The 12,028-nt window shown below is 58.8% G+C and carries 11 protein-coding genes; 5 read left to right on the plus strand and 6 right to left on the minus strand.

Annotated elements, in window-relative coordinates; all coding sequences use genetic code 11:
• Positions 1 to 71 precede the first annotated feature (71 nt).
• Positions 72 to 698, plus strand: a complete 627-nt coding sequence (locus tag J3P92_RS20280) for a helix-turn-helix transcriptional regulator (protein ID WP_420765383.1) — start codon at positions 72 to 74, stop codon at positions 696 to 698.
• A 127-nt stretch (positions 699 to 825) separates the two neighbouring features.
• Here J3P92_RS20280 and J3P92_RS20285 read toward each other — a convergent pair whose 3' ends face one another.
• The 6 genes from J3P92_RS20285 to J3P92_RS20310 form a co-directional block, all read right to left on the minus strand.
• Entirely contained in the window at positions 826 to 1,602 is a 777-nt protein-coding gene (locus J3P92_RS20285; RefSeq protein ID WP_434607610.1) for an ABC transporter substrate-binding protein, read from the minus strand.
• Positions 1,603 to 1,871: 269 nt separating this feature from the next.
• Positions 1,872 to 2,324, minus strand: coding sequence for a molybdopterin synthase catalytic subunit MoaE (gene moaE, locus J3P92_RS20290; RefSeq protein ID WP_420765385.1), 453 nt, complete (start codon positions 2,322 to 2,324; stop codon positions 1,872 to 1,874).
• 3 nt (positions 2,325 to 2,327) lie between these two features.
• Positions 2,328 to 2,570 carry a MoaD/ThiS family protein gene (locus J3P92_RS20295; protein ID WP_420765386.1) on the minus strand — a complete coding sequence of 81 codons (243 nt, stop codon included), beginning with the start codon at positions 2,568 to 2,570 and terminating at the stop codon, positions 2,328 to 2,330.
• On the minus strand, positions 2,567 to 3,040 hold the full coding sequence (moaC, locus tag J3P92_RS20300; RefSeq protein WP_434648847.1) for a cyclic pyranopterin monophosphate synthase MoaC: 474 nt from the start codon (positions 3,038 to 3,040) through the stop codon (positions 2,567 to 2,569). The genes J3P92_RS20295 and moaC overlap by 4 nt, the downstream gene beginning before the upstream one ends.
• Positions 3,041 to 3,285: 245 nt before the next feature.
• Entirely contained in the window at positions 3,286 to 4,680 is a 1,395-nt protein-coding gene (locus J3P92_RS20305) for a PhoH family protein (protein ID WP_030139644.1), read from the minus strand.
• A gap of 337 nt (positions 4,681 to 5,017) precedes the next feature.
• The gene (locus J3P92_RS20310) at positions 5,018 to 6,142 is read right to left on the minus strand and encodes a polysaccharide deacetylase family protein (protein WP_434564142.1); all 1,125 of its coding nucleotides are present in this window, start codon (positions 6,140 to 6,142) and stop codon (positions 5,018 to 5,020) included.
• A 190-nt stretch (positions 6,143 to 6,332) separates the two neighbouring features.
• Between J3P92_RS20310 and yaaA the strand changes: the two genes are divergently transcribed.
• The 4 genes from yaaA to J3P92_RS20330 all read left to right on the plus strand — a co-directional run bounded on the left by yaaA (position 6,333) and on the right by J3P92_RS20330 (position 12,024).
• Positions 6,333 to 7,112: a peroxide stress protein YaaA gene (yaaA, locus tag J3P92_RS20315; protein WP_434648848.1), complete on the plus strand. Its 780-nt coding sequence runs from the start codon at positions 6,333 to 6,335 to the stop codon at positions 7,110 to 7,112.
• Positions 7,113 to 7,920: 808 nt separating this feature from the next.
• Positions 7,921 to 9,237, plus strand: a complete 1,317-nt coding sequence (locus J3P92_RS20320) for a nucleotide sugar dehydrogenase (protein ID WP_434607617.1) — start codon at positions 7,921 to 7,923, stop codon at positions 9,235 to 9,237.
• A 100-nt stretch (positions 9,238 to 9,337) separates the two neighbouring features.
• Positions 9,338 to 10,819 (plus strand): mannuronan synthase, encoded by a 1,482-nt coding sequence (gene alg8, locus J3P92_RS20325; RefSeq protein ID WP_420765390.1) that lies wholly within the window; start codon positions 9,338 to 9,340, stop codon positions 10,817 to 10,819.
• A gap of 35 nt (positions 10,820 to 10,854) precedes the next feature.
• Entirely contained in the window at positions 10,855 to 12,024 is a 1,170-nt protein-coding gene (locus J3P92_RS20330; protein ID WP_420765391.1) for a PilZ domain-containing protein, read from the plus strand.
• The last annotated feature ends 4 nt before the right edge of the window (positions 12,025 to 12,028 follow it).

Raw genomic sequence — 12,028 nt, forward strand, 5'->3', positions numbered from 1 at the left:
GCATCGCCACGATTGCGGCACACTCCCCCGCGCCCCTGCTCCACGGGGCGCTGACCGTCTGGAGTCCCGTCATGAATGCCCCGCAAGCCAATCCGACACTCGATAACTTCCGCACTATCGCCGATGCCATCGCCACACTGTTCTACCCCCACGCGGAAGTGGTGTTGCATGACCTGCGCACCCAGAAGGTCGACTACATCGCCAATAACCTGTCCAAGCGCGAAATCGGCGATGACTCGTCCCTGGAAGACATGCTCAGTGAGGACGTCAGCGAACGTAACATCGGGCCGTACGAAAAACTGAACTGGGACGGACAGAAGATTCGCAGCCTCAGCAGCGTCCTGCGCGATGCAAACGGTCATCCGCTGGCGGTGCTGTGCATCAACCTGAATATTTCGCTGTTCGAGAATGCCAAGGCCGCGCTGGATCTGTTCCTGTCGCCAGGCAAATTGATTCCCCAGCCGGATTCACTGTTTCGTGATGACTGGCAGGAGCGGATCAACACTTTCCTGCACGCCTGGATGCGCGAGCGCCAACTGAGCCTGAACCTGCTGACCCGCGACCACAAACGCGAGCTGGTGTTGGCGCTGCATGCCGAAGGCGCGTTCAAGGGCAAGAGCGCGTCCAACTATGTGGCCAATGTGCTGAACATGGGGCGGGCGACGGTGTACAAGCATCTGAAGGAATTGAAGGGCTGAGGTTTTGAGTTGCCTGGCCTGACGCCATCGCGAGCAAGCTCGCTCCCCCATTGAATCGCATTGCACACATATCTCGTGCACGACACAAATCCTCTGTGGGAGCGAGCCTGCTCGCGAAGGCTATCGATCAATCGCCGTAGATATCCGACTTGAAATACTTGGCCTGGATTTTCTGATACTCGCCATTGGCCCGAATCCCATCGATGGCCTTGTTCAAATCCGCCACCAATTGGGTGTTGCCCTTGCGCACCGCAATCCCGGCGCCCTCGCCGACGTATTTCGGGTCCTTGAGCTCCGGCCCGACGAAGGCATAGCCCTTGCCACGAGGCATCGACAGGAAATCTTCCAAAGGAATGGTGTCGGCAAAAATCGCATCCAGGCGACCCGACGCCAGGTCCATGTAGATTTCTTCGTTATTGCTGTAGCGCTTGACCGTAACGCCCTTGGGCTCAAAGACCTCCGTGGCGAAACGGTCCGTGGTGGTGGCGCGCTGCACGCCGACGGTCTTGCCCTTGAGGCTGGCGTACTGGTCATCGACCGACGCCCCTTCCTTCATGACCAGGCGCGATGAGGTGAAGTAATACTTGTGGGTAAAATCCACCGACTTCTTGCGCTCTTCGGTGATGGTCATGGACGACAGGGCCAAGTCGATCTTCTTCACTTTGAGCGACGGGATCAGCCCATCGAACTCACCCTCGACCCACTCGCACTTCACCTGCATCTGTGCGCACAAGGCATTGCCGATGTCGTAGTCAAACCCCTCGATTTTCCCCTCCGAGGTTTTCGAAGCAAACGGCGGATAAGCCGCCTCGATACCGATGCGCAAGGTTTTATCGGCGGCGAACAGGCTACTGGAGGCCAACAGACTCAAGGCCAGACCAGTGATGAGGGGGAGTTTCTTCATAATCGTTCTCTCGCGGGTTGTTGTTGGTTTGGCAGAGAAAGGCAGGTGCGACTGATTTTGTACTTATAAATCCATACTGGACTTTAATGTACACATCGTCAATTGGGGAAACAGGCGAAAGTGATGGGAGGCTACCGGCCTCATCGCGAACAGGCTCGCTCCCACAGGGGGATCTGTGTCAGACACAAACATTGTGTGCAACGAAGCGCCACTGTGGGAGCGAGCTTGCTCGCGATGCGGGCATAAGTATTGCGAAGAAACGACGTGGACTACTGCTTCCAGCGATCCGCCGCCGCATGATCACTGTCCCGCCCTTCGACCCAGCGCGGGCCATCGACGGTGTTTTCTTTTTTCCAGAACGGCGCGCGGGTCTTGAGGTAGTCCATGACAAAGGCGCAGGCGTCGAACGCCGCCTGGCGGTGGGCGCTGGCGGCGCCGACAAAAACGATCGGCTCACCCGGCTCCAAGGCGCCGATGCGGTGCAGCACTTCAAGCTTGAGCAATGGCCAGCGCTGCTCGGCCTCGATGGCGATTTTGCCCAGCGCTTTCTCGGTCATGCCCGGATAATGCTCCAGGAACATCCCGGACACATCGAGGCCGTCATTGAAGTCGCGCACGTAGCCGACAAAACTGACCACAGCACCCACGCCGACATTGGCCGCGTGCATCGCGTTGACTTCGCTGCCCGGGTCGAACGGTTCCACCTGTACCCGAATCGCCATGGCTCAGCCTCCGGTCACGGTGGGAAAGAACGCCACCTCATCGCCGTCCGCCACTGGCTCGTCGAGTTGACAGAGATCCTCGTTGCGGGCACACATCAGGTTTTGCTCTTTCAGCACTTCGGCGCCGTCACGCTGCGCGAGCAAGGCGCGCACGTCGTCAATCGTGGCGAAACCGCCTTCCACCTTAACCGAGTCCACGCCGAGCGCTTCGCGGTAGCGAGCAAAAAACTTCACAGTGATTTTCATGATGCATCCGCCTGGAAATGACCACTCTTGCCGCCAAGCTTTTCCAGCACCCGCACGCCTTCGATGGTCATGCCCCGGTCCACGGCCTTGCACATGTCATAAATAGTCAGCGCGGCGACGCTGGCGGCGGTGAGCGCTTCCATTTCCACGCCGGTCTGCCCCGACAGTTTGCAACGGGCAACGATACGTACCCGGTCCTCGCCTTCGGCATTGAGCTCGACCTTGACGCCGGTGAGCATCAGCGGGTGGCAGAGCGGAATCAGGTCGCTGGTTTTCTTCGCAGCCTGGATGCCGGCGATGCGGGCAACGGCAAACACGTCGCCCTTGGGATGGCCGCCACTGACGATCATCCGCAGGGTATCGGGCAGCATTCGCACAAAGGCTTCAGCCGTGGCTTCACGGAACGTCACGGCCTTGTCGGTCACGTCGACCATATTGGCGCGACCTTGGGAATCGAGATGAGTCAGCACAGGGTTACTCCTGATCAGGAGCGTCGATTGTAAACCCGTGGGTCAGATTCTGGCAGGGCTGATTGTCGTGCCCGTAATTTGCAGACACTGAGGATCCTTGGTGAGAGCGAGCCTGCTCGCGAAAGCGGTGCTTCAGATAAAAATATTTGGCTGGCACACCGCATTCGCGAGCAGGCTCGCTCCCACAGGGTTATGTGGTGCATGGAAGAACCGGGCGACGGTGAGGTCGCCCGGTTCGGCTGGTGTTACAGATGAGACTCAGCGTATTCGGCCAGGATCGAGCGCGGTACGCCTTGCAGGGTGATGTGGACCCCGTTGGGGAAGTCCTTGAAGCGTTCGGTCAGGTAGGTCAGCCCGGAGCTGGTCGCGGACAGGTATGGGGTGTCGATCTGTGCCAGGTTACCCAGGCACACCACTTTGGAACCGGCGCCGGCACGGGTGATGATGGTTTTCATCTGGTGCGGCGTCAGGTTCTGGCATTCGTCGATCAAGATCAGGCTTTGCTGGAAGCTGCGGCCTCGGATGTAGTTGAGGGATTTGAACTGTAACGGCACTTTGCTGAGGATGTAGTCGACGCTGCCATGGGTGCTTTCGTCATCCATGTGCAAGGCTTCGAGGTTGTCGGTAATCGCGCCCAGCCACGGCTCCATTTTTTCCGCTTCGGTGCCGGGCAAAAAGCCAATCTCCTGGTCCAGGCCCTGCACGCTGCGGGTAGCGATGATGCGCCGGTAACGCTTGCTGACCATGGTCTGCTCGATAGCAGCGGCCAGGGCCAGGATGGTCTTGCCGGAACCAGCCGCACCGGACAGGTTGACCAGGTGGATATCCGGATCGAGCAAGGCGAACAGCGCCAGGCTCTGGTAGATGTCACGAGGCTTGAGGCCCCACGCCTCCTGATGCAACAAGGGTTCCTGATGCAAGTCGAGGATCAGCAGTTTGTCGACCTGGATTTCCTTGATCCAGCCGACAAAGCCTTGTTCGTCGATGATGAATTCGTTGATGTGCACCGCCGGCAGATTGTCGATCAATTGCACCTGGTGCCACGTGCGGCCATGGTCCTGGCGGGTTTCGACCTTGCTCACGCGGTCCCAGAAAGAGCCGGTCATCGTGTGGTAGCCGTTGGGCAGCAGCGACACGTCGTCGACCAGCTGGTCGGTGCTGTAGTCCTCGGCCGCGATCCCGCAGGCGCGGGCCTTGAGGCGCATGTTGATGTCTTTGGTCACCAGCACCACGGCCTGATCCTTGTTGCGCGCGTGCAGGTCGATCAATTGGTTGATGATGATGTTGTCGTTAAGGTGTTCAGGCAGCACCAGGTTGGGTTCGGTGCGCTTGCTCATCAGGATCGAGAGCAGGCCCTTGGGGCCGCTTTTGCCACGTTGGATCGGTACGCCGAGTTCGACGTCCTCGGGAGAGGCGTCCCCCAGGGTCTTGTCGATCAGGCGGATCGCCTGGCGACATTCGGCCGCCACGCTGTGATGCCCACTCTTGAGCTTGTCCAGCTCTTCAAGGACGGTCATCGGGAGGGCTACGTGGTGTTCTTCGAAGTTCAGGAGCGCGTTTGGATCGTGGATCAATACGTTGGTATCGAGTACATAGAGGATTGGCTGGTTGGAGGAAGGGCTACGTCCGTGGTCATCCATACTCGGTCACCTATGTGGGGGCCATTCGACGCAATACCGTGACAGTGCTGCGCCTCGAGGTAGCCACCGAATTCACCCGCGAGGATTCAGGTGAACTGCACACAATCTGGGTCTTGGAAGACGCCACCTGTGTTGCAGGGTTCGGCGGTCTGACTTCTTGATACTCCAAAACACATGACAGGAAAAAGCACTTTGACGCTTTTTTGAAGTTTAATTTTCAGAGTGACGAATAACCCTTGGCGTACCGCTGTCGCACCGTTAAAGTCGGAAGTCGGGTCGCACCGAATGCGTGCCAAAAAACCCACCCCGCCCAATGTTTCCGGGCCTTTCCCATCTTTCAGCGAAACGCGTCCTGACATTCCTCCCAGCCGATCCCGCTCTGCGCCGTTTGCGCTACGAGCCAGGGCAGTGCGATTTTCACCGCATCCTGCTTGGCGTTGAAGTTGATCACGCCATGGCGCCACAACAGCATCAAGGTCAGCGCCCGCTGGGCACTCTGTTCGGGCTTGAGGCGGTTGGTGCTGTCCTGAGGATCGATATCCCACAGCGCCACTTGCAGGCCCTGTGCCTGGAAGAATGATTGCGCATCGCCCCGGCGTTGGCCTTGGGGCGGGCGGAACAGCGGCACGAAATTCTCCGGCAGCTTGCCCTTGACCAGGTCGACACTGCGCCGCACCGAGTCTTGCCAATCCTGCCAATAGCTGTGAGAGCGAAACTCCCAGCCCTGCACACCGACGCATTGCCTGGAATAGAGGCTCTGCAGATCATTGACCGAGCGATCCGCCAGCCGCGCCTGGATATCCTTGCCGAGAACGAAGAACGTACCGTTCATGTTCGATTTTCGCAGGTATTCGGTCAGCCACGGGGTGTTATCCGGCGCGATGTTGGCGCCGCTGTCGAAGGTCAGCAAGAACAGCCGGTCGTTCATCTGCTCGCCGTTGCGCTCGTAATCGCCGAAACGCTCGATTTCACTGCTGACCTGGGGAAACAGCGCCGCCTTGCGCAACAACTCGTCCCGATAGTGGGTGTGGAAGGTCCGGCTCGGCTCGGCCCACTTGATGTAGTAGGAATTATCATCGAGTTGGAACCTGCCCGCTTCTTCTCGCAGGGTCGCCATGTTTTCCACCAGATAGCAGAAGGAGGCATCCAATTCACAGCTTCGCTGGGCAAAGTTGTAACTCGATAGCAGACGCTGCCACAGCCGTGTGCGCAGCGCGTCGACCGCCGCCATATTGACCGAGCGCAGCCCAAGGTACTGCTTGAGCGCCACTTCATCCATGGCATCGACGTCCAGCAATACCCGGGCGAACATCAGGATCTCGGCGCGCGAGGCAACATCGAACAGCGTCGGATTGGTGAGTTGCTCAGGCCAGGTGCTGCGGTCCAAGGTGGCGACGTCGTTGGGTGCGGCGATCGCAGCGAAACTCAACAACCAGGCCGACAATAGAAGGGCGATACGCAAAGGGGATGTCTCCATAACGAAACCCGCGCGGCATGATAGCTGATCCTTCTTGGAGAACCTGCCTTTGTGGCGAGGGAGCTTGCTTGCTCGCCACAAAGGCACCACCACCATCCATCCCCTATCACCCCAATAGCTGGAGTCCACCCGGACAACCCCCTAGAATCGCCGCACCCTCAAAGGAGACGTCTGCATGCTGATGGTGATTTCCCCCGCCAAGACCCTCGATTTCGAAACACCGCCGGCCATCGAGCGCTTCACCCTGCCGCAATACCTTGACCACTCCCAGGAGCTGGTCGAGCAACTACGCGAACTTTCGCCGGCCCAGATCAGCGAACTGATGCACGTTTCCGACAAGATCGGCGGCCTCAACGCAGCACGATTCGGCAGTTGGAACCCGGCGTTCACCCCCGCCAACGCCAAACAGGCATTGCTGGCCTTCAAAGGCGACGTCTATACCGGCCTCGATGCGCAAAGCCTCGGTGACGCCGATTTCGATTACGCCCAACAGCACCTGCGCATGCTGTCCGGTTTATATGGCCTGCTGCGCCCCCTGGACCTGATGCAACCTTATCGCCTGGAGATGGGCACGAAACTGGCCAATGCCCGGGGCAAGGATCTTTACGCCTTCTGGGGCACCCGCATCAGCGAATGGTTGAACGAAGCCTTGGCCGAACAGGGTGACGACGTGTTGTTGAACCTCGCCTCCAATGAATACTTCTCGGCGGTTAAACGCAGTGCCCTGAAGGCACGGGTGATCGATACCGAATTCAAGGACCTCAAGAACGGCCAGTACAAGATCATCAGCTTCTACGCGAAAAAAGCCCGGGGCCTGATGAGCCGATTTGTCATCGAACAACGCATTAATAATCCCACTGCACTAAGGGAGTTTGATGTGCAGGGTTATCGCTACAACCCCGAACAATCCACCCCGGAAAAACTGGTCTTCTTGCGCGACCACGCCCCGCAATAACGCAATACCTCTTTCAGGCCCCGATAAGGGGCCTCGATCACTTCGCTAGATGTCATCCCGATTCCCCTCCCTACTTGCCACTTTCTTGGCGCCAATAAAACAAACACACACCGCGCTAACTTTTCTTTCACTCGACAAATGTCAGATTTTTCCGTAGTGGCACGGAAATTTTTCATCAGTAGTGGCACAAAACTATCTACCCCCCTCAACTCCCCGAAACTAAAGGCTAAAAACGCGAGTGCTATCACTATGAGGGCAGTGCCATCTAGGCAGATATTTCGAAAAATTTCGAAAATGGCGATGAGCGGATCGGAACTATGTCAAAACGCACGGTTCATACCACCCGTAACGATTCTCGCCGAGGATGTACGAGATAACTTACGTGGCACGTCGTCCGGAGTAACAGAGTTGTAACGACAACTTAGCGAAACGGTCGTCTAATTGGATCCACCCTGAAGGACGGGAGATAATGCACCATTAGTATCCCCTACAAGGCCAAGGCTGCGCCCTTATTAACGTGCTCCCCCGAGCACACAAGCTTCTGATTTTGTGGGCTTTTTGCCAGGAGTCTGAAGTGAAGGATCTTTTGCACAGACGTCCCGCCAACGAGGACTGGCTGCATAACAGGGCAGGTCATAACAACTAGGCCGCTTTGCGCACAACTTGAGTGCAATTATTTAGACACTCGGAACTTTGTATGCCTGCACACGGCACTGTGGCGCCTGCATTCCACACTTCCGAGTGCACGATGACCGCTGAACACTATTAACTCCGGCCATTTAATGGCGTGAAAACAGAGGTAAATGCGATGCGCATTAGCATATTTGGTTTGGGTTACGTCGGTGCAGTATGTGCCGGTTGCCTGTCTGCACGGGGCCATGACGTAGTTGGCGTAGATGTCGCCAAAGACAAAATCGACATGATCAACGCGGGTAAATCCCCGATCGTTGAACCGGGTCTTGGCGAGCTGTTGGCGCAAGGCATTCAAACAGGTCGGTTGCGTGGTACTACCAACTTCGCCGAAGCAATTCGTGATACCGATCTGTCGATGATTTGCGTCGGCACGCCAAGTAAGAAGAATGGCGACCTGGAACTGAACTACATCGAAGCAGTGTGCCGTGAAATCGGTTTTGTACTGCGCGAGAAGACCACCCGCCATACCATCGTGGTCCGCAGTACCGTACTGCCAGGCACCGTGGCCAACGTCGTTATCCCGATCCTCGAAGATTGCTCCGGCAAGAAAGCCGGCGTTGATTTCGGCGTTGCGGTAAACCCTGAGTTCCTGCGCGAAAGCACCGCGATCAAGGATTACGACCAGCCGCCAATGACCGTCATCGGCGAGTTCGACAAAGCCTCGGGCGACGTCCTGCAATCGCTGTACGAAGAACTCGATGCGCCGATCATCCGCAAGGACATCGCCGTCGCCGAGATGATCAAGTACACCTGCAACGTGTGGCACGCCACCAAGGTCACCTTCGCCAACGAGATCGGCAACATCGCCAAGGCTGTCGGCGTCGATGGCCGTGAAGTAATGGACGTGGTCTGCCAGGACAAGGCCCTGAACCTGTCCCAGTACTACATGCGCCCAGGCTTCGCCTTCGGCGGCTCGTGCCTGCCCAAGGACGTGCGCGCCCTGACCTACCGTGCAGGCTCCCTGGACGTGGAAGCACCGCTGCTGAACTCGCTGATGCGCAGCAACGAATCCCAGGTTCAGAACGCATTCAACATCGTATCCAGCCATGACAAGCGCAAAGTCGCCCTGCTGGGCCTGAGCTTCAAGGCCGGCACCGATGACCTGCGTGAGAGCCCGCTGGTAGAGCTGGCGGAAATGCTGATCGGCAAGGGCTACGACCTGCGCATCTACGACAGCAACGTCGAATACGCCCGTGTCCACGGTGCGAACAAGGATTACATCGAGTCGAAGATCCCTCACGTCTCGTCCTTGCTCAACTCCGACTTCGACGCGGTGATCGACAGCTCCGACATCATCATCCTCGGCAACCGCGACGAGAAGTTCCGCGCGCTGACCGAGAACGTACCGGAAGGCAAGCAGGTCATCGACCTGGTTGGGTTCATGTCCAAGGCCACCTCTGCGAATGGCCGGACCGAAGGCATCTGCTGGTAAGTCTGTTAGCCGGCCGGGGCTCGCCCCGGCCGGCCTTTCGCCTGCCTTAACCCATCGGGCCGCCCCCAGGGCCCGCCCGAGATAGAGACGGATGCAGATTATGCACAGGCTAAAGCACGGCCTGCTTCAGGCCGCCGGTTGGCTGTTTTACTTGAGTTTACTGATGGGCATCGCCACGGCGTTGCCCACGTCCACGTTCGACGCCGAATCCAAGGACTTCATCTTCCTGATCGGCGCCGTGGGCATTTGGCGTTACTCCATGGGAGCAACGCATTTCGTGCGCGGCATGATCTTCCTGTACATCGTCTACCCACACCTGCGCCGCAAGGTTCGCAAGTTGGGCAAGGCGGCGGACCCGTCCCATGTGTACCTGATGGTGACCAGCTTTCGCATCGATGCGCTGACCACCGCCCAGGTCTATGGCTCGGTAATTCGCGAAGCCATCGAGTGCGGGCTGCCCACCACCGTGGTCTGCTCCATCGTGGAAATGTCCGACGAGTTGCTGGTCAAGAGCCTCTGGGCCCGCATGAACCCGCCCGAGCACGTCAAGCTGGACTTCGTGCGCATCCCTGGCACCGGCAAGCGTGACGGCCTGGCCTACGGCTTTCGCGCCATCTCCCGCCACCTGCCAGACGATCGCGCGGTGGTCGCAGTGATCGATGGCGACACCGTCCTCGCCGAGGGCGTGGTGCGCAAGACCGTGCCGTGGTTCCAACTGTTCGGCAATGTCGGCGGCCTGACCACCAACGAATATTGCGAAGTACGCGGCGGCTACATCATGAGCGAGTGGCACAAGCTGCGTTTCGCCCAGCGTCACATCAACATGTGCTCCATGGCCCTGTCCAAGCGCGTGTTGACCATGACCGGACGCATGTCCGTATTCCGCGCGACCGTGGTCACCAACCCGGACTTCATCGCCGACGTGGAAAGCGACTCGCTGCAACACTGGCGCCTGGGCCGCTTCAAGTTCCTCACCGGCGATGACAAATCGAGTTGGTTCAGCCTGATGCGCCTGGGCTACGACACGTTCTACGTGCCAGACGCGGCCATCAACACGGTTGAGCATCCGCCGGAAAAAAGCTTCATCAAGGCGAGTCGCAAGTTGATGTTCCGTTGGTACGGCAACAACCTGCGGCAGAACTCCCGGGCCCTGGGCCTGGGTCTGCGGCGTCTGGGCCTGTTCACGTCGGTGGTGCTGTTCGACCAGCGCGTCTCGATGTGGACTTCGCTGCTGGGCTTGACCGTGGCGATCATCGCCAGCATCAAGTACGGCACCGCGTTCATCCTGGTGTACCTGCTGTGGATCGGCATCACGCGGCTGCTACTGACCCTGTTGCTGTCGTGCTCCGGACACCGGATCGGCCCGGCCTACCCGGCGATTCTCTATTACAACCAGATCGTCGGCGCGATGGTGAAGATCTATGTGTTCTTCCGCCTCGATCAACAGTCCTGGACCCGCCAGCCCACCCACCTGACCCGTGATCTCGCCAGCTTTCAACGTTGGTTCAACACCTGGTCGTCTCGGACCATGACCTTCTCCGCCGGCAGCATCTTTGTCGCCGTGCTGCTGACGATGGTCTGACCGAACTTGCCTGAATTAACTAGGAAATCGCCCCTATGAACACCGCCGTGAATGTCAACGTAGTGCATGAATCCGAAGCCCAACGCCAACACGCTCGGGTCAAAATCCCGGCCAAGTTGCGCTTCTTCGGCCCAGACCGTACGCCCATGGAAGTCAAGGTCCTGGACCTGTCGGCCGGTGGGCTGTGCTTCAACGCCGGCCAGATGCCGCTCAAGGTTGGCGAGACGTACAAGGCCCGCCTGCAGTTCGTGATCGACAACCTTGGCCTGGCCATGGACGTGGAGCTGCAAATCCGTTCCCACGACCGCCAGACCGGCCGCACCGGTTGCCAGTTCCAGAACCTGGAGCCGCGTGACATCTCGACACTGCGCCATATCATCACCTCGCACCTGGCCGGCGACATCGTGGGCGTCGGCGACGTGCTGGCGACGTTGCAACGCGACAACTTCACCAAGGCCCGCAAACAGAAAGATGACAACGGTGGCATGAGCGCCTTCGGCCGCCTGCGCGCCGTGACCTTCAGCCTGGGCATCTTCATTGTCGGCCTGGCGGCGTTCGGTTTCATCTTCAAGTCGGTATACGGCATGTACTTCGTCAGCCACGCCCAGGCCGGCATCGTCAACGTACCGGGCATGGCCATCACCATGCCGCGCGACGGCACCGTGCAGAGCCTGGTCAAGGCCGACGGCCTGGCCGCCAAAGGCGCTCCGCTGGCGACTTTCAGCACCAGCATGCTGGACGTACTCAAGGGTCACCTGGACGACAACCAGCTGCAGCCGGCCAAGGTTGAAGAGCTGTTCGGCAAGCAAATGACCGGCACCCTCACCTCGCCATGCGACTGCATCGTGGCCCAGCAACTGGTTTCCAACGGCCAGTACGCCAGCAAGGGCGACGTGATCTTCCAACTGGTTCCACGTGGCGCCGAAGCCAACGTTGAAGCGCGTTTCTCCTATCGCCAGTTCGGCGACGTGCGCCCAGGTACACCGGTCAGCTTCCAGGTGGCCGGCGAAGACACCACCCGTACCGGCAAGATCGTCAGCAGCACCAGCCTGAAAAGCGCCGACCTGTCTTCCGATATCCGCGTGCTGATCCAGCCCGACGAAGCCCTCGACAGCGCGCTGGCCGGCCGTCCCGTGGAAGTCGTCAGCGATCGTGGCCCAAGCCTGAACTGGCTGATCGACAAAGCCATGGCCGTTGGTCTTTAAGTCG

The sequence above is a fragment of the Pseudomonas sp. D3-27 genome (assembly GCF_051132165.1).
Lineage (GTDB): Bacteria > Pseudomonadota > Gammaproteobacteria > Pseudomonadales > Pseudomonadaceae > Aquipseudomonas.